The organism is Pontibacter diazotrophicus, assembly GCF_003367245.1.
GTDB lineage: Bacteria > Bacteroidota > Bacteroidia > Cytophagales > Hymenobacteraceae > Pontibacter > Pontibacter diazotrophicus.
The window spans coordinates 1-18,819 of record NZ_QRGR01000012.1 but is presented as its reverse complement, the minus strand read 5'-3'; the positions used below and the strand labels follow the sequence as shown (position 1 = coordinate 18,819).

The following is an 18,819-nucleotide window of genomic DNA, read 5'->3' as shown; positions in this document are numbered from 1 at the left end:
TACTAACTCTCGTTTCATACCAGTTTAACAAGATAAAATTATGCTTCTATTATTAAGACCAGCAATAAGTCAGCAAGTTCAGTTTTATTGCTATGTCAGCAGTCTAAAGCGTTTACCAGGTAAGGCTCTTACAATTCCTCTGAACTCCAGGTTTAATAGCACAGAAGCAAGAAGGCTTACCGGCACCTGTGCCTTCCAGCTCAGATTATCCATCTGCTCTTCCTTTGATTGCTGCAGTACCTGTAGCACCTTCAGTTCATCGGGGTTAAATTCAGAAGCGTCAAAAGAAGGTGAGTTTGTCTTTGCTCTGGCCGCGGCTTCATCCTCTAAGTCCCAATTCAGCAGTTCTACCAGGTCCTGTGCTGTTGTATAAGCGGCTGCTTTATGCGATTTGATGAGATAATTGGTACCCTCCGAAACAGGAGAGGTGATGTTGCCGGGTACGGCCAGAACTTCTTTGTCGTAGCTATGGGCAATGTCGGCTGTTATAAGAGTTCCGCTCTTCAAAGCTGCCTCAATCACAATGGTGCAATCAGACATACCAGCGATGATGCGGTTTCGTGCCGGAAACCGCGGGGCATCGGGTTTTGTGCCGAAGACATTTTCGGTCAGCAGTCCTCCTTGTGTCAGCATGCGTTCGGCATACTTGCGGTGTGCGGCCGGATACACAATATCCAGGCCACTCGCCATTACGCCAATAGTTGGAATTCCTGCCTGCAGGGCCGCCCTGTGCGCGATAATATCCACGCCATAGGCCAGGCCACTGACCACCATTACACTGAACTGCTTCAGTTCATCTACAATGCGCTCTGTAACCGTTTGCCCGTAGGAGGTAACCTGCCGTGTGCCTACTATGCTGATGATGCGCTTCTGGTTCAGGTTGGCGTTGCCACGATAATACAGTAGCACAGGCGCATCGGCAATTTGCTTCAGGCGATCAGGGTATTTGGCAGAGGTATAAAAGAGCGGTTGCACGTCCAGTTCTTCCGCTTGCTTTAGTATTTGTTCCGCTTCCAGTAGGGCTCCTTTGGCTCCATCAAGCAGGCCCCTGACCCTGGTATTTCCGAGGCCGGGAATCTTGAGCAGTTTGCCTGGAGTAGCCTCAAAAACACCTCTCGGCGAACCGCAGTAACTGACCAGCACGCGAATGAGCTGCGAACCTACTCCAGGTAGTTTGGTTAAGGCTACTTCGTAAATGTTCTGCTCATCCACCATTACAGGCATCGTACGAGGGGATTATGCTTTTGTGTTCAACTGATTCTTGATGCCCTGTAAGAAAGCTTTCACTTTCTCAAGCGATTCAATGATCTCAATCTTATCTTTTGTCTGCACCGACTTGTTCTTCATCATCTCCTTGGCTCCCTGAATGGTATAGCCACGCTCTTTTACAAGATGGTACACAGTGCGCAGGTTCTCTATGTCTTTGGGCGTATACTGCCGATTGCCTTTCTTATTTTTTTTAGGCTTCAGTTGCTCAAATTCAGTTTCCCAGAAGCGGATAAGGGAAGGGGCAACGTCAAACTGGGCAGCTACTTCACCTATACTGTAGTACTGTTTCTCGATTTCTTTTTCTTTATAAGGCATTGCTTTTCTTCTATATTTAGGGTAGTTCCAGTACTAATTTTTGCACTGATGCTACTGATTACGGCTAATTTATGCTACTTTTGCCTCTAATGAGCTTTCCAGACACGGCCCATCAGGTGGGATTCTGTAAGGCAAAAATTCGTTATTTTTTGTTATTAAACAACAAGTACAGCACTTTGTATCTAAAGGCTTAATACTCATACATGAATTCAGCTGAGATAAGACAGAAGTTTTTTGACTTCTTTGCTTCTAAACAACATCAGGTGGTGCCTTCTGCACCGCTTGTGGTAAAAGACGACCCGACATTGATGTTCATCAATTCCGGTATGGCCCCTTTCAAAGATTATTTCCTAGGAAATAAACCTGCACCTTACAAGCGAATCGCAGATACGCAGAAGTGCCTTCGCGTAAGTGGCAAGCACAACGACCTGGAGGAAGTAGGCTACGACACCTATCACCACACCATGTTTGAGATGCTGGGCAACTGGTCTTTCGGCGATTACTTTAAAAAGGAAGCGCTGCATTGGGCATGGGAGCTCTTAACAGAAGTATACCAGCTGCCTAAAGACAGGCTATACGTTTCTGTTTTCCAGGGAGATGAGAAAGACAATCTGGAGAAAGACCAGGATGCTTATGATATTTGGAAGACCATGATTGCGGAAGACCGCATTCTGTTCGGTTCCAAGAAAGACAATTTCTGGGAAATGGGCGATACCGGTCCCTGCGGCCCCTGCTCTGAAATCCACATCGACCTTCGCTCTGAAGAAGAGATCGCGCAGGTGCCGGGGAAAGACCTTGTGAATAACGACCACCCGCAGGTAGTGGAAATCTGGAACAACGTATTCATGGAGTTCAACCGACTGGCTGATGGATCTTTGGTGAAACTGCCTGCCCAGCATGTAGATACAGGTATGGGCTTCGAGCGTTTGTGTATGGCTATTCAGCAGAAACGCTCGAACTACGACACCGACGTTTTCCAGCCATTGATTCAGTTCATTGCAGGCGAAGCTGGGCTGAAGTACGGCGAGAACGAGAAAGCAGATATTGCTATCCGCGTGATGGCCGACCATATCCGGGCCATTGCCTTTGCTATTACGGATGGGCAGTTGCCTTCCAACAACAAGGCGGGTTACGTAATTCGCCGTATCCTGCGTCGTGCTGTACGATATGGCTTTACCTTCCTCGACTTTAAGAAGCCCTTCCTGTATAAGTTGGCCGAGGTACTGGCGGACCAGATGGCGCACGTTTTCCCTGAACTGAAGCAGCAGTTAAGCTTTGTACAGCGTGTGATAGAGGAGGAGGAAAATGCATTCCTGCGCACCCTCGACAACGGTCTGAAGCGCCTGGATGCCCTGGAAGAGAAGTTTAAAGAGAACAACAACACCATCGACGGCAAAACAGCCTTCGAACTATATGATACCTTCGGTTTCCCGCTGGACCTGACTGCCCTTATTGCCCGTGAGAAAGGCCTGAAAGTGGATGAAGCTGGCTTCAGTGTAGAAATGGAGCAGCAGAAAAACCGCTCCCGCAACGCCTCTGCCTCTGAGCAAAGCGACTGGGTAGTGGTGCAACCGGATGTGACAACAGAATTTGTGGGTTATGACCGGGATGAGGCTACTTCCCATATCGTGCGTTATCGCCAGGTGAAAACTAAGAACAAAAGCGAGTACCATCTTGTACTGGATCAGACACCTTTCTATGCAGAGAGCGGTGGACAGATCGGTGACACCGGTTACCTCATCTCTGAAACGGAGCAGATTGAAGTGCTGGACACGAAAAAGGAAAACGACCTGATACTGCACATTACGGCCAAGCTGCCACAAAACGTAGAAGCAGAGTTTAAAAGCCAGGTAGATGCAGAACGTCGCAACTTTATCCGTAAGAACCACTCTGCTACGCACTTACTGCATGCTGCTTTAAGAAAAGTATTAGGTGACCATGTGCAGCAGCGTGGATCTCTTGTGAGCGAAAAGCTATTACGCTTTGACTTCTCTCACTTTGCAAAGGTGGAGGAAGCACAGCTGCGCGAGATTGAGCATATCGTGAACGAGCGCATCCGCCAAAGTATTCCGCTGGAAGAGCAGCGCAACACGCCTATTGCCGATGCAAAAGGCATGGGCGCTATGGCTTTGTTCGGAGAAAAGTATGGTGAGTTTGTTCGTGTCATCGCTTTCGACCGGGAGCATTCGGTAGAGTTGTGCGGCGGAACGCACGTGTACAATACCGGCCAGATAGGCTACTTTAAAATTGTATCTGAAAGCTCCGTAGCGGCAGGTGTACGCCGTATAGAGGCTGTTACCGCCACAGTGGCAGAAGACTATGTGCAGCAACACTTAAACGAACTGCATGCCGTTCGGGAAGTAGTGGGCACACAAAGCAACCTTTCAGGAGCCGTGCAAAAGCTACAGGAGGATTATAAGGTGCTGCAGAAGCAACTGGAGCATTTTGAGCTGAAGCAGTTAAGCAGCCTGAAAGACAGCCTGGTGCAACAGGCACAACAGCTGGATGGCGTGAATTTTGTGGCAGAACAGGTAGAGGTAAGCAGTTCTGACCACCTGAAGAAGCTGGCCTTTGATATGCGGCAGGTGGTAGATAACCTGGTGCTGGTACTGGCTGCTGAGATTGACGGCAAACCCCAGATTGCAGTGATGCTGTCAGACAACCTGGTGTCAGAAAAGAGCCTGAACGCCAGCCAACTGGTGCGTGACCTGGCCAAAGAAATAAAAGGCGGCGGGGGCGGTCAGCCGTTTTATGCCACAGCAGGAGGTAAAGACTCCGCTGGTTTACAGGCGGTACCAGCCAAAGCATTGGAATTGATAAAGAATTCGTTAAAAATATAATCTGTACATAAACAGATGGATAAAGAGATAAGAAATAAATATCAGGCAGTTATTGGTTTAGAAGTGCACGCGCAGCTCCTAACGGAAAGTAAAGCTTACGCTGCAGACTCAACAGAATATGGTATGCTGCCGAATACCAACCTGAGTGTGATTACACTAGGCCACCCGGGAACTTTACCCCGCGTCAATAAAAAAGTAGTGGAAATGGCCATCAAAATGGGCCTTGCCACCAACTGCGAAATCACACGCTATAATGTGTTTGCGCGTAAAAATTATTTTTACCCGGACCTTCCAAAGGGATACCAGATTACGCAGGACAAAACCCCTGTCTGCACACACGGGCACCTGGTGGTGAAAAATGCAGAGAACACGGACAAGCGCATCGGCATCACCCGCATCCATATGGAGGAAGATGCCGGTAAGTCCATGCACTTACCCGGAGAGATAGAAACCCTTGTAGACCTTAATCGGGCCGGCGTACCGCTGATCGAAATTGTATCAGAGCCTGATATCAGAGATTCTGTTGAGGCCTATAACTACCTGACCGAAATCAAGCGCCTGGTAGAATACCTCGAAATATGCGATGGTAACATGGAAGAAGGTTCTTTGCGCTGCGATGCCAACGTATCAGTGATGCTGAAAGGCGCGGAGATATACGGTACCAAAGTGGAGGTGAAGAACATGAACTCTTTCCGCAACGTGCAGCGTGCCATCGAACATGAAATCGAGCGCCAGATTGCTATTCTGGAGCGCGGTGAAAAGGTAGAGGGCGAAACACGCGGCTTTGATGCTAACACCGGCACCACCACAGCGCAGCGTTCAAAAGAAACCATGAACGACTACCGCTACTTCCCGGAGCCTGACCTGCAGCCCCTGGTAATTGAGAAAGAATGGCTGGAGCAGATTAAAGTTGAAATGCCAAGTCTGCCTCAGGACCTTTACGCACGCTTTGTGGGTGAGTTCGGCTTGCCGGAGTATGATGCAACCGTGCTCACCGATGAGAAGGGAATTGCTTTGTACTTTGAGGAGCTTTGTAACCATACGAAGAACTACAAGGCAGCCTCCAACTGGATGATGGGCCCGGTAAAGTCTTACCTGAACGAGTTGCAGCTACACATGAGAGACTTTCCGCTGGCTCCGGAACAAATCGCCCAGATAATCGCTTTAGTAGATGAGAATAAGGTAAGCCACTCCATCGCTTCCAAACAGATTTACCCATACATGTTGCAGCACCCTGATACTACGGCACAGCAAGTGGCCGAGGAGCAGAACCTGCTGCAGGAGTCAGACTCTGACGAGTTGGGACAGATTGTACAAGGTGTGTTATCTGAAAACCCTGCGAAGGTAGAAGAATATAAAGCAGGCAAACAGTCACTAATTGGCATGTTTATGGGAGAGATAATGAAGAAAACGAAAGGAAAGGCTGACCCTAAGGTAGCAAACAAGCTGCTTCGCGAAAGTCTAAATGCTTAAATACCCATTAATATGAGATTAAAGAATATAGCGGCAGTTGCCTCAGCTGTTGTTGTGCTTGCAGGTTGCCAGGGAAATAAATCTGCCTCTAACGGCGGTGAGGGTTATACCATCAAAGGCAAGCTGAACAATGCAGCCTCAGGCCCTATTTACCTCTATGAGTTAGGCGAGGTGCAGTTTGAGGCCCGCGATACCGCACAAATTTCCGCAGATGGTACCTTTACCTTTGAAGGGAATGTGTCTGAGCCAACTTTTTATCGCATTGCAAGGGACCAGCAGAACGGATTGATGCTGGTATTGGATAAAGGCCAGATAAGTGTGGAGGCCGATGCGGAGGACATGAATGGCACAGTAAAAGTAGAGGGCTCCGAAGACACTAAGCTCTTCCTTGAACTGAACAAGCTGGTAAATGAGACGCGCCTAAAGCAGATGGAGCTGGAAGAGCAGTTCAAAAAGGCGATGCAGGAAGGCAAAACAGCAGAGGCGGAGCAGGTCCGTCAGGATTTTGTTGTAATGCAGAACCAGGTTAAAAACTTTATCGCGCAGCACCCAAACTCTGTTGTTTCCGCTTTTGGTACTGCCAGCCTCGTGGATCCAACCAATGACTTTGCTTTCGCAGACAGTATGTCAACCTTGTTCAACAAGAATATTCCAGATTCTAAGTACACTACTTTGCTGAATGAGCGACTGAAGCCTTTCCGTAACACGGCTGTAGGTCAGACTGCTCCCGATATATCGCTCCCTACGCCGGATGGAGGCTCTAAGTCTCTTTCATCGCTGCGAGGAAAGTATGTTCTGATTGACTTCTGGGCCAGCTGGTGCGGTCCTTGCCGCCAGGAGAACCCGAACGTGGTGAGGATGTACAACGCCTACAAAAACAAAGGCGAAGGCTTTGAGATTTTTGGTGTGTCTCTTGACCAGTCGAGGGACAAATGGCTACAGGCAATCGAGAAAGATAAACTTACCTGGCCGCACGTTTCTGACCTGCAAGGTTGGGAAAGCAGCGCCGCCACCCTGTACAATGTGACAGCTATTCCACAGACAGTACTCATTGATCCGGAAGGAAAGATTATTGCAAAAGGATTGAGAGGACCAGAGCTAGAGCAAAAGTTAGCTTCTTTATTAGACTAGATTATCATAGTCTGTTATCTTCAGAACAACAGGCTAATGATCATAAAAAGCAGCGGCCTTTCCTGTATGGGAAGGCCGCTGCTTTTTATGGGTATGCTACAGTCCCAGCGGGACGATCTGTTAATAGGCTTTAACAAAGAGTCACCTTAGCTCCAGAGGAGCGTTCTGTGAAAGCATTCTAAACAAGTCGCTCCTCTGGAGCTAAAGAACAAGTGCGAATCGATCTCTAGTGACAGATCGTCCCGCTGGGACTAATTTCTGCGTAGATGTTGTCTTGTGTAAAACCTGGTAAAAGTCTATCTACTTTAGATCCTTCTCTTCCTTATCAGGAAAAGCTTGGGAAGGTGCCTCTCTACAAAAACACCTGTTGCAGGGCACCCCAAAGCTTTTTCTTATGCTCCATATCCGTCTCCAGCATGGAGAGGGCCTGAGAGAAAACAACCGGCACATCACCCACCATCACCGGATGGTAAAGCGTGAACTTGTCATGGGGTAGCGTTGTGTCCAGGCGGCTAGCGAAACTGATAATATAGTTTACCTGTAGCGCTTGCTGCAGGTCTTCGAACAGGGCAGTAGCACCTGTTTTATTGTTCACATAAGCCACGCCGGCAGGCTGAAGTCCAATAGCCCCTAATATCTTCTGCAGAAACTGCAACTGTGGCAGCTTATTAAATTCATCGTCAGGCAAGGTTACCAGCACAACTACTCCTTTGGCATTAGCGCCTGCTATATCATATTTTTCAACAGCTTTTGCTACTGCCGCAGCGGCATCAGGAGACTTTGGAATTTGTGGCGTCGCTACAGGCGCGTGGTCAGTTATCAGGTTCTTAACGGCGGTCTCAGGCTTGGTTTCTGCTGCAGTTCTTTCTTCCTCAGGAGCAGGAGGCGCTGTTGAGACAGCAGGCGGCAAGGAAGGCACGGCGGCAACATCACCCTCCACCACATAAATGGTTTCCGTGATAAAGTTTCTTAAGAACTCCGGATTAATATTATCTGCCTGTAAGCCTGCCATAATTTTTACTTTACTTTGTCTACGCCACCCTGTGCGTCTTCCTTAATCTCGAAGATGGATTTAAGCTCCTTTGCTTCACTTGGTTTCATGCGGCCCGCCAGTACGAGGCGCAACTGGCGCCTACGGAGTGCTCCTTCATAAAGCTTGATTTCTTCTTCTGTTTCTGGTATTGCCTCCGGCACATCAATAGGGTTTCCTAGCTGATCCACGGCTACAAAGGTGAAAAATGCCTGGTTCGACATTACCTTTTTGCCACTTGGTATATCCTCGGCATACACCACAATGTGTACTTCCATAGAGGAGTTAAAGGCGCGTGTTACCTTAGCCTCCAGTGTCACCACATTGCCCAGCTTTATACTTTCAGAGAAAGAAACATTATCTACAGAGGCAGTTACTACAATTCGGTTGGAGTGCCTTTGAGCTGAGATGGCAGACACGATGTCCATCCAGTGCATCATGCGGCCGCCCATCAGGTTATGCAGCGTGTTTGTGTCGTTTGGCAACACCAGCTCCGTCATGATGACGTAAGAGTCTTGTACTTTTTTGGATTTACGCATTTTGTTATGCTTGTTTGATGCCGCAAAGATACGCTTATGTGCCTAATTGGTAAAATATAGTTTCCAAACTTGCTCTTTAATAGCCGAAGTACAGCAGTGTGCCCTACGCGCAGAAGAATGAAAAAGGGCACTGCTTTCATCAGCAAGTGCCCGAAAAATGGGGAATATATAGGTTACAGAAATAGTTAAAGGTTCTGAACGTATGCCCTGGTGCAAGATAACATCAACTACTGGTTAAATTTCAGCGCGTAACCACTCTTCTCCATAAAGCTGTTGTAGTCCTTTATGTTCAGGATGTCATAAATTGCCTGTTGTTTATCCTTCGTGCTGTTATAGTAGGCCTCACAAATCTTGTAGCCCATATAATATCCCAAATCTGCTGGTCTGTCTTTGATTTTTTCGCCATTGTATAACCAGTTGCTTAAATCTTTCTGGGCCATTTGCACCTTAAATTCTTCCCACAGTTCCTTCTCGTGCTTGTCTCCATAGCTGTGAAAATGCTTGTTGATGTGTCCACTAGCTGCTAATGCTGAGACAAAATCAGCTGCCCCCTCACCGATAATTTTACTTAATAAAGATTCACTGTTATCAGCACTGCCACTTTGCAGAATATGCACAATTTCATGCATGACTACGAGGTCTATCTGATCCATTGGCTTTAGTACTGCTTTATGCCAGTTACTAAGTTCCTCCGTCGGTGTGGTAGGGTATAAGCCAAACATATCTACCCCAATTACCGGATCATCTGCAATGGTACCTGCTGAGTTCATCGCTCCAATTACAAAATAGACCCTCGGTATGCTGGTGGCTGGGTAAATCTGCTGTAAGCGTTTATAGCTTGCTTCCATTTTGGGTACAGCTTCCTTCAATTTGTGGGAGTGCTCACGCAACTGTGTATAATAGGCAGGATGTGTGTTGATCACTTTCTGCAAATAGGCAGCATTACGAATGCGTCCGGGCGTAAATTGACTGACACCCGGTGAGCCTTTCGCTATATATTCCTCTTCCAGAATATTTATTGAATCTTCTTTGCTTGCAGCGCTTTCAAGTTTTGCAAAGGCTTTCCAGAAAAGGTCTACATCAGAAGTGATGACTTCAAAGTTGTTCTGGCTGAAACAGGTCGTATACGCCAGGACAAATACCATCAAAAGACATGCTCTCATTTTCATAGTTTTTTAGTTTCCTACAAAGATGAAGTACTATGTCAATGGGTTGCATCCTTAGCAGGATATTGTTCTCTCTCTTTAAACCTGCTGTTTTGATATAAAAATGCTGACTCGCTACATTTCCCTTTCCCAGCCAGATTTTCCTAAAAGCGGCACAAATTTAAAGCTGCTGAACGCCTCTTTGGTAAATTCATTTTGTTCCACCTGCGTAATCCGCATCATTTTCTGGCTCTTTTCATTTCCCACAGGAATTACCAGCGAGCCTCCCACATTTAACTGCCGTACCAGGCTCTTTGGCACACCGGGAGCACCAGCAGTCACTATAATTTTATCGTAGGGGGCATAGGCGGGCAGCCCTTCTGAGCCATCTCCATGAAAGGTATGCGGCTTCAGCCCATACTTCTTAAAGAACAGAAGCGCCTTCTCATACAGCACACGGTTATATTCTATGGTATACACATGCGGTGTCAGTTGCAGCAGCACAGAGCACTGGTAGCCAGAGCCGGTGCCAATTTCCAGTACCTTGTCTGTTGGCTTCAGGTTCAGTAACTCTGTCTGAAAAGCGACCGTGTAAGGCTGTGAAATAGTCTGACCTTCCCCAATCGGGAATGCTTTGTCCTGATAAGCCTGCTCCAGAAACGCTTTCTCGAAAAAGTAATGCCTTGGTACAGCCTCAATGGCAGCCAGCACGCGTGGATCGCGAATGCCTTTCTCCTGCAGTATTTTGATTAATGCACGGCGCATGCCTTTGTGTCTGTACGAATCTGTTTCCATCTCTAGTTTGTTCTTTATGATATTACCATACATGCTACAATGCCTTTATGAGGTACCGTAGCTATGCGAAATTAAGCATACCTGCTCAAATATGCTTCTTATTTCATACTTTAACTGTTATTAAAAAGGTGTTGCTGGAAGATTAGCCGTTGAAATAAGTTAATTTTGGTAAATGAAATGAAGGTAGTATTAGCAGACAGTCGTGCTGCTTTTTGTTTGCTGCCAAACATCTACTACACATATAAAGCAGGAAAATGTTTACAGGAATTATAGAGACGTTAGGACGTATCACTAAAATCCGTGAGGAAAACACGAACAGGCATTTTACCCTCAGTGCCCCATTTACAAATGAGCTGAAGATTGACCAGAGTGTGGCTCACAATGGTGTTTGCCTAACGGTGGTAAACATAGAAGGTGATGCCTATACGGTGACAGCCATTGACGAGACGCTGCAAAAAACAAACCTGAGTAATTTGAAGGAGGGGGATATCGTGAACCTGGAGCGCTGCATGCAAGCCAATGGCCGTTTCGACGGGCACGTAGTGCAAGGCCACGTAGATCAGACCGCTGTCTGCGAATCAGTAGAAGATGAGAACGGAAGCTGGGTATTCACCTTCCGGTATGATGCCTCCAAAGGGAATGTTACAGTAGAGAAAGGCTCCATCTGTGTGAATGGTATCAGCCTGACAGTCGTGAACTCCAGAGAAGATTCTTTCTCTGTGGCGATCATACCCTATACCTACGAGCACACCAACCTGCAGCACGTAAAGCCCGGCGACACGGTTAATCTTGAATTTGATATTATTGGCAAGTACGTAGCGCGCCTGCTGGGGAAGTAATTTATTTTGAATAACGGCATTTAAGCACAGAGAAAATTATCTATGTTTATTCAGTTATTCAAAATTCGGTTATTCTATTATTCAACTACAATGGTGTGGTAAGTAACGCCGTAGCCGCCCCAGATGCCGAGGCCTCCTTCTATGTTAGATTGTGTAATGTTAGGAGTGCCAATGGGACTGCCGTTGCTGTTCTGTTCATTCTCCAGGCTATACCAGAAGCGGTAGTGCGGCAAATCGATGGCGGACCAACGCACGATAACTGTATCACCTACACCGAAGTAACTATATAATTCCTCGTTTATCTCTGCCTGTCCCTTTGGCTCTCCACGGTCCAGCGGAAAGCTGATGGAGCTGCCGTTGACCAGTTCGTCGTTGAAGACAGAGGTAAACAGGCCGGGAAAAAAAGGCTCGTTATTACGCTTGGTAAAGTAGCGGATGCTGTTACCCAGCGTGTCCGGGTCAGTATAACCATAATAGAGAATCCTCAGGCTATCCTCCTGCGGGTCAGGGTGGGGTACTGTCCAGAGCGAATCGAGCGGGTTGAGCTGCGGTATGGTAGTAGTTGCGGTGAGCAACCTGCCTTCCTGACTGATGCGCAGCCGGTAGCTTTGCCCCACTTCACCCATCAACTCATCAGTTGTGTAAACATAGAATAAAAAGCCGCTGTTGCGCCTTAGCTGCTCCGCCGGAATCCCTAGTTGCACGCTTACGATCTGCCGCAGCTCTTCGGAAAACGCCGGTGAGGCTACTTCCTGCAGCATATACGCTTGCCCGTTGCTTGTTACCGTCACCTGTGCATCGTGCACAAAGCTTTGCTCCAGCGCTTCTACAGATAGATCTGAGAAAACAGGCACTGACCGTGTTAGCACTATTACTGGTGGGGTACCTTGTTCTATATGCCCCTCCACCACAAGCATTTCCTCTCCTTCAGGAAGGATCAAATTCAGGTCCTCCTCACAACCAGTGAGTAGCAAAAACATCAACAAACAAAAAATCGAAGGTCGTATTTTCATATCTATTTCCAGATAAAGTTCCAGGTAACAGAAGGCAGCGGGAACGGGATAATAGATACTTTCTTCGCCTGCAGTTTCAGGTTCTGATTTGACAGGCTGCCCTCGTTATCGACATAGTACAGGAATGGGTTCCGCCGACCATACACGTTGTAAATAGAGAATGTCCAGTTAGATTTAATGCGTTCGCGGTCTTTACCTTCCAACGTTGCCGATAAATCGAGACGGTGCGTGGGCTGCATCCTGAAGCTGTTACGGTCGCCATACTGGTAATTAATGGTGCCTTCCAGGTAATAGCGCCGCAAAGGCAAAGTAGTCGCCTGGCCAGTTCCAAAAATAAAGCTGCCACCAAAGGTCCAGCGGTTGTTATACTTATAACTGCCCACCAGCGAGAGGTCGTGGCGTCGGTCGAAACGGGCAGGAAACTCTCTGCTATTGTTTAGCTCCGGGAACTGGCGTGTAGTTTTAGACAGCGTATAGCCCACCCAGCCCTGCAAATCACCATAGTTTTTGCGCATAAAAAGCTCCACACCGTACGATTCGCCACTGCCACTCACAAACTCGTATTCCAGGTCGCGGTTGCTGGGGCCGGGGGCAAAGCCTTCTCTATACTCTAACTGGTTTTCCAGGTCTTTGTAGTATACTTCCACAGAACCTTCATACTGGTTTTGAGCAAAGCTTCGGAAATAGCCCAGGGCATATTGTGTCGCGCGTTGTGGCTCTACGATAGCAGAACTCGGCACCCACACATCCAGTGGCAGGGTAGTATAAGCGTTAGAGACCAAATGAAGATATTGTGCAGAACGGGCAAAGCCAGTTTTTACAGACGACTGATCACTGAGTGTATACCTTGCAGATGCCCTTGGCTCCAGCGCCTGGAAAGACTTCACTTTCTCACCGCTTCCATACCTGGTGGAGTCTGTAACCATGTTATTCTCATTAAAGTGGTAATAGCTGAATGGCCCCACCTGCATAAAGTGGCTGCTGCGCAAACCCAAGCTAACAAGCAGCTTGTCCGTCACATTCCAATCATCCGACACATAGAGGGCCGTTTCGTGGGCATATTTGGGCAGAACCTGGCTGGTGCCAAAAGTTTCTCCATCTTCGCCCTCCGCCTCGCCTGTGCGGGGGCGAAGCGTATGGTACGTATACTGCACCCCATACTGCAGGTGATGCCGCACATTCGGGGTGAAATCAAAATCTACATTCAGGCTATAATCCTCCACACCCGTCTGCAGCACAGTATTATAGCCTCCAAAGTCCCAGTTAAACTCAAACTGATAGTTGCTGAACACCCCTGATACATCCATAAACAGCTTGTCGCTGAACTGGTGATTCCATCTGGCAGTGGCCGTGGCATTGCCCCATGAAAACTCAGAGGTAAAGCGACCATCTGATAAGCGCAGGTCCCCAATGTCCCGCCCATAGTAACCGCTCAGAGTCAATTTATCCTTTGCAGACAAAGCATAAGTGAGTTTACCGTTCAGGTCGTAAAACCGGAATGGCACGCCGCCTTGTTCTGTGTTTTTCAGGAACGGGTTCAGAATGGCATCAATATAAGTACGGCGACCGGAAAAGATAAAAGAAGCCTTGTCCTCTACAATTGGTCCCTGCACCGTAAGCCGCGAAGAGATCAAACCAATGCCACCCTCTGCACTGAAATCAGACATGTCGCCTTCTCTCATTTCTATGTCGAGTACAGAAGAGAGGCGCCCACCGTAACGGGCAGGCATGTTTCCTTTGATCAGGGTGGTGTTTGCTATGGCATCGCTGTTGAACACTGAAAAGAAGTTCAGCAGGTGCCCTGGATTATAAACGACGGCGTTGTCGAGCAGCACCAGATTCTGGTCGGCTCCTCCGCCACGCACATAAAAGCCCGTGTTGCCCTCGCCACCCGACTGCACGCCCGGTAGCAGTTGAATTGTTTTTAATATATCCAGCTCTCCAAAAAGAACCGGAAGTGTTTTGATGGTTTCCATTGGCAGTTCCAGTTGCCCCAGGGTAGCTGTTTGGGTAATAGGCTGCTGCCGTTCCGCCACCACTTCCACCTCCTTAACCCCATATGCTGTTGGTGCTAATTTTATGTTAACCTGGCGATTCTGATCTAACTCAAGCACCTGCTTTGCGTCGTCGTAGCCGATGTATTTGGCCACAACGGTATAGGTACCGGCTGGAGCAGTCAGAGAGAAGCTTCCATTTGTTTCTGTAATAGCACCTATGCTAATGCGCTCCTGCAGGGAAACGGAAGCTCCTGCCAGTCCCTCACCAGTTAGGGCATCTACCACACGTCCGGAAAGCCTGTAGTTATCCTGTGCTGATGCGGGGGCAAAAGCAAAAAAAAGTAATATCGCAAATAGAGATTTGATGCTGTTTATGCGCAAACCAGTGGCTGTTTTATAGATGATGGAAGAACAGCTTTTCATCCTAAAGGTTTAACGTATAAGAGAGGGATATTTGTTTAAAAGTATAGTATAACCGAGCGAACAACAATAAGCAAAGAAAGAACCCAGTAAAGCCCCTCCAATCGTATCGCCGGGATAATGCACCCCCAGGTAGATGCGGCTGTAGGATACCACCACCGCCCAGACCACCAGCACAATCTTAAAAATCAGGTAGCGGTCAGAGAGAATCAGGTTAAAGAACACAGCAAGTGCAAAGCCTGTGGAAGCGTGTGATGACATAAAGCCAAACCGGCCGCCACAGCCTTGCACAATGTTCACCACAGCAGAAAGCTCCGGATCGTGACAAGGGCGCAGGCGTGCGAAGTAAGGTTTGAAAACTCCTGAGGCCACAAAATCTGCCAGCCCAACCGCAACGATAGCCAACAGCAGCATCGGGATGCTCTGCTTCCGGTAGCGCCACACGAGGTAAACGATGAGGCCCAGGTAAAAAGGTATCCAGACGTACTTATTTGAGACAAAGACCATCACGGCATCCCAGAAAGGATTCTGCATGTCGTTGAGGTAAACGAACAGGTCTTGATCGAGTTGCTCCAGTTCTTCCATATTCCCCTATTGCACCTGTAGCCAGTCAATCTCCTTTTTCAGGTATGCCTGCGTCTGTTCCTCGGCGCTGCCTGGCTCCGGTGTAAAATTATAGATCCAGGAGGCGTGCGTAGGTAGGCTCATCAGGATAGATTCGATTCGGCCTTTCGTGAGCAGCCCAAACTTAGTACCCCGGTCATACACTAAGTTAAACTCCACATAGCGGCCCCGGCGCAGCAACTGCCACTGTTTCTCCCGCTCCCCATAAGGCAGGTCGCGGTTCTGGTTCATGATGGAGGTATAGAAGGGAATAAAGGCATAGGCCACATCACGCACAAATGCAAAACGCTCTTCTATAGTAAACTCCTCGTTAGCTGATAAGCGGTCAAAGAAAATGCCGCCTACACCCCGGGTTTCTTCCCGGTGCTCATTAAAAAAATAATCGTCTGCCCACTTTTTAAACTCCGGGTAGTAGGAGGGGTGGTGCTTGTCGCATACCGCTTTCATCTGCTCATGAAACTCCTTTGCCTGTTTCAGGTCCAGGTAAATAGGGGTGAGGTCTATGCCGCCGCCGAACCAGGCTTGTCCGTCTCCAGCCTCAAAGTAGCGCACGTTCATGTGCGTGATGGGCACCATCGGGCTGTGCGGGTGCATGACAACTGATACACCTGTGGCAAAATAATTAGGGTCTGGCATCAGCAGCATTTTCATGAAAGCAGGGGAGAGTTCACCCTCCACGGCAGAAAAGTTCACGCCGCCTTTCTCCAGCACATTCCCGCCTTCTATCACGCGGGAGATGCCGCCTCCACCACTCTCATGCTGCCACTCGTCGGCACTGAAGGTAGCGCCGCCATCGCAGGCTTCCAGGGCTTGGAATAGGTCTTTCTGAAACTGGCGCATAAACGCCTCTACTTCTTCTCTGAACATGATTGTGTGGCTGCGGGGTTAAAACAATTATTTACTGTTCCTGTATTCATATTTGCTAAAGAACAAACATAAACAGAGGGGAATTTATCCTGAATGAATACCAGGTACTTAAAAAATATATCTATATCAGGAGTAAAATTACCAAATGAAAAGCGTACAACCGAAGCAAGTGGCAAATTTTAGGAAGAGGCCGGAAATTCGTAAATTTGGGCAAACCAATACAAAATTATGGTAAAAGATTCTTTGGAAGCTGTAAAACTGGACGTTGATCTGTTAAAAAAGGCTTACCAACTCATGATAACTGCCAAAACGCTGGCAGACACCTATGAAGAAAATAAAGCAATCTGCAGCAAGTACGTGCACAGTACCTCGCGCGGACACGAAGCCATTCAGTTAGCAGCAGCTTTCCAGCTTCAGCCTTACGATTACGCCTCTCTCTACTACCGGGATGATGCGATGCTGCTGGGTATAGGTCTGCAGCCTTACGAGCTCATGCTGCAGCTTATGGCGAAAGCAGATGACCCTTTCTCAGGCGGGCGCACCTATTATGGCCATCCTTCACTGAAGCGTGAAGGTTTTCCGATTATTCCGCACCAGAGTTCTGCCACAGGCATGCAGGCAATTCCGGCTACCGGTATGGCACACGCTATTTCTTACCTGGAAGGCCAGGGCCTGCTGCAGGGCGAGGAGAAACCCGTGGCGTTATGTTCCATTGGAGATGGTGCTGTAACGGAGGGCGAAGTCTCTGAGGCGTTCCAGATGGCAGTGCTGAAAGGATTGCCGATAGTGTACCTCGTGCAGGACAATGACTGGGGTATCTCCGCTACCGGAAAGGAAATGCGCGCCATGGATTCCTATGAGTTTGCTGCTGGCTTCAAGGGAATGGAGCGCCTGCGCGTAAACGGCTCCGACTTTGAGGAGTCGTATGAAGGCATGCGTGTGGCTTTTGAATATGCCCGTAAGGTGCGCCGGCCTATACTCGTTCATGCTAAAGTGCCGCTCCTGGGCCATCATACCTCCGGCGTGCGCCGCGAGTGGTACCGGGGCGACAACCTGCAACAGCATGCAGTAAATGATCCTATCCCTCAGATGCGCCAGACCTTGCTGGATGCGGAAGTTTCTGAAGATGAAATAGAGGCGCTGGAGCAGGAAGCAAAGGATACAGTGGCACAGGATTACAAACGTGCATTAGAGGCACCTGCGCCTGATCCGGCTACATATGATCAGCATGAATTTGCCCCTACGCCTGTTACAGAAGAAAAGGGCGAGCGCAGACCGGTCGGTGCTGAGAAAGTAACGATGGTGGATGCAGCCCTGCATGCGGTGGATGATATTCTGAAGACTTATCCGGAAGCATTGTTCTATGGGCAGGATGTTGGGGGAGAGTTGGGAGGTGTGTTCCGGGAGGCAGCCCTGCTGGCGAAGAAATATGGCGATGCCCGCGTATTTAATACGCCGATACAGGAAGCCTACATAGTTGGTTCTACGGCGGGTATGTCAGCAGTTGGCGCTAAAGCGATAGTGGAAATCCAATTTGCCGATTATATCTGGCCGGGCATCAATCAATTAGTAGAGGAACTGTCCAAAAGCTGCTACCTCTCTAACGGCCAATTTCCTGTACAGTCCCTTATCCGGGTGCCGATAGGTGCTTACGGAGGCGGCGGTCCTTATCATTCCGGCAGTATAGAGTCGACCCTGCTCAATATCCGGGGCATTAAAGTAGTATTCCCGAGCAATGCCGCCGACATGAAGGGCCTGATGAAAGCAGCTTTCCTGGACCCGAACCCCGTGGTAATGCTGGAGCACAAGGGCATTTACTGGTCTAAAGTGCCAGGCACCGAGGACGCGAAAACCTTTGAACCTGACGCTGACTATATCCTGCCACTCGGTAAGGCCAGCATTGTTCAGCAGGCTGATGAGCAGGAGCTGCGCATGGGCAACAGTATGGCCGTCATCACGTATGGCATGGGCGTGTACTGGGCTAAAGCAGCTTCAAAACAATATCCCGGAAGTGTAGAAATTGTAGATCTCCGTACGTTGAACCCGCTTGATTATGAGACTGTGAAAGCATCTGTAGAACGGCATGGCAAAGCATTGGTGCTGACTGAGGAGCCGCTGATGAATTCCTTTGCAGAGTCGCTGGCAGGGCGCTTGTCAAAAGACTGCTTTCAGAAGCTGGACGCACCTGTCTATACGTTGGGAGCTGCTAATCTTCCGGCTATTCCGTTGAACGTGGATCTGGAAAAGATGATGCTGCCGAACCCGGATAAAGTAGCTGCGGCTATGGAAGATTTGCTGAATTACTAAGTTCAAAGTCAACCATCAGCATGTTAACCTAAAGTAATTTCACTTAAAATTTTACTGCCATCATAAAATTAAAATAAAAGAGCCTTCCCTTAGAGGCTGTTTTGATTTAGTTGAATAGAAAAGTAGGTGCCGGTTGTTGGGTAAGAAAAGTTTGCAGACTTATGACTTACCTAAGTGATTTAACCGACACCCAATGGCAATGTATAGAAAAGATA

Annotated in this window: 15 protein-coding genes; 5 read left to right on the top strand and 10 right to left on the bottom strand. The window is 48.3% G+C overall.

The annotated features are described in order from the left end of the window. Window positions 1-90 precede the first annotated feature (90 nt). Complete coding sequence (gene dprA / locus DXT99_RS12290) at window positions 91-1,224, bottom strand: DNA-processing protein DprA (protein WP_246000684.1); 1,134 nt, start codon at window positions 1,222-1,224, stop codon at window positions 91-93. Window positions 1,225-1,236: 12 nt separating this feature from the next. After that, on the bottom strand, window positions 1,237-1,584 hold the full coding sequence (locus DXT99_RS12285; RefSeq protein WP_115565859.1) for a MerR family transcriptional regulator: 348 nt from the start codon (window positions 1,582-1,584) through the stop codon (window positions 1,237-1,239). 203 nt (window positions 1,585-1,787) lie between these two features. Between DXT99_RS12285 and alaS the strand changes: the two genes are divergently transcribed. From alaS to DXT99_RS12270, 3 genes are read left to right on the top strand one after another with little or no spacing between them, the layout of a single operon-like run. Continuing rightward, window positions 1,788-4,424: an alanine--tRNA ligase gene (gene alaS, locus DXT99_RS12280; RefSeq protein WP_115565858.1), complete on the top strand. Its 2,637-nt coding sequence runs from the start codon at window positions 1,788-1,790 to the stop codon at window positions 4,422-4,424. 15 nt (window positions 4,425-4,439) lie between these two features. After that, complete coding sequence (gatB, locus tag DXT99_RS12275; RefSeq protein ID WP_115565857.1) at window positions 4,440-5,897, top strand: Asp-tRNA(Asn)/Glu-tRNA(Gln) amidotransferase subunit GatB; 1,458 nt, start codon at window positions 4,440-4,442, stop codon at window positions 5,895-5,897. A 12-nt stretch (window positions 5,898-5,909) separates the two neighbouring features. Continuing rightward, window positions 5,910-7,028, top strand: a complete 1,119-nt coding sequence (locus tag DXT99_RS12270) for a TlpA disulfide reductase family protein (protein WP_115565856.1) — start codon at window positions 5,910-5,912, stop codon at window positions 7,026-7,028. Between the two features lie 352 nt (window positions 7,029-7,380). Here DXT99_RS12270 and DXT99_RS12265 read toward each other — a convergent pair whose 3' ends face one another. The 4 genes from DXT99_RS12265 to DXT99_RS12250 form a co-directional block, all read right to left on the bottom strand. Then, window positions 7,381-8,040 carry a hypothetical protein gene (locus DXT99_RS12265; RefSeq protein ID WP_115565855.1) on the bottom strand — a complete coding sequence of 220 codons (660 nt, stop codon included), beginning with the start codon at window positions 8,038-8,040 and terminating at the stop codon, window positions 7,381-7,383. Window positions 8,041-8,045: 5 nt separating this feature from the next. After that, the gene (locus tag DXT99_RS12260) at window positions 8,046-8,597 is read right to left on the bottom strand and encodes an acyl-CoA thioesterase (protein WP_115565854.1); all 552 of its coding nucleotides are present in this window, start codon (window positions 8,595-8,597) and stop codon (window positions 8,046-8,048) included. Between the two features lie 227 nt (window positions 8,598-8,824). Further along, the gene (locus DXT99_RS12255; protein ID WP_115565853.1) at window positions 8,825-9,766 is read right to left on the bottom strand and encodes a gliding motility protein GldB-related protein; all 942 of its coding nucleotides are present in this window, start codon (window positions 9,764-9,766) and stop codon (window positions 8,825-8,827) included. Between the two features lie 111 nt (window positions 9,767-9,877). Beyond that, window positions 9,878-10,537 (bottom strand): protein-L-isoaspartate(D-aspartate) O-methyltransferase, encoded by a 660-nt coding sequence (locus DXT99_RS12250; protein WP_115565992.1) that lies wholly within the window; start codon window positions 10,535-10,537, stop codon window positions 9,878-9,880. A 254-nt stretch (window positions 10,538-10,791) separates the two neighbouring features. Here DXT99_RS12250 and DXT99_RS12245 point away from each other — a divergent pair, with 254 nt between their 5' ends. Next, window positions 10,792-11,376: a riboflavin synthase gene (locus tag DXT99_RS12245; RefSeq protein WP_115565852.1), complete on the top strand. Its 585-nt coding sequence runs from the start codon at window positions 10,792-10,794 to the stop codon at window positions 11,374-11,376. A gap of 77 nt (window positions 11,377-11,453) precedes the next feature. On the opposite strand, the gene DXT99_RS12240 is transcribed toward DXT99_RS12245, so the two are convergent. Genes DXT99_RS12240 through hemF form a run of 4 tightly spaced genes read right to left on the bottom strand, consistent with a single transcriptional unit; the run spans window position 11,454 to window position 16,297 of the window. Further along, on the bottom strand, window positions 11,454-12,389 hold the full coding sequence (locus tag DXT99_RS12240) for a DUF4249 family protein (RefSeq protein ID WP_115565851.1): 936 nt from the start codon (window positions 12,387-12,389) through the stop codon (window positions 11,454-11,456). Between the two features lie 2 nt (window positions 12,390-12,391). Next, window positions 12,392-14,809, bottom strand: a complete 2,418-nt coding sequence (locus DXT99_RS12235) for a TonB-dependent receptor (RefSeq protein WP_115565850.1) — start codon at window positions 14,807-14,809, stop codon at window positions 12,392-12,394. Between the two features lie 9 nt (window positions 14,810-14,818). Continuing rightward, window positions 14,819-15,391, bottom strand: a complete 573-nt coding sequence (locus DXT99_RS12230) for a phosphatase PAP2 family protein (RefSeq protein ID WP_115565849.1) — start codon at window positions 15,389-15,391, stop codon at window positions 14,819-14,821. Window positions 15,392-15,397: 6 nt separating this feature from the next. Beyond that, complete coding sequence (gene hemF / locus DXT99_RS12225) at window positions 15,398-16,297, bottom strand: oxygen-dependent coproporphyrinogen oxidase (protein WP_115565848.1); 900 nt, start codon at window positions 16,295-16,297, stop codon at window positions 15,398-15,400. A 228-nt stretch (window positions 16,298-16,525) separates the two neighbouring features. On the opposite strand from hemF, the gene DXT99_RS12220 reads away from it, so the two are divergent. Then, complete coding sequence (locus DXT99_RS12220; RefSeq protein ID WP_115565847.1) at window positions 16,526-18,604, top strand: alpha-ketoacid dehydrogenase subunit alpha/beta; 2,079 nt, start codon at window positions 16,526-16,528, stop codon at window positions 18,602-18,604. Window positions 18,605-18,819: the final 215 nt, after the last annotated feature.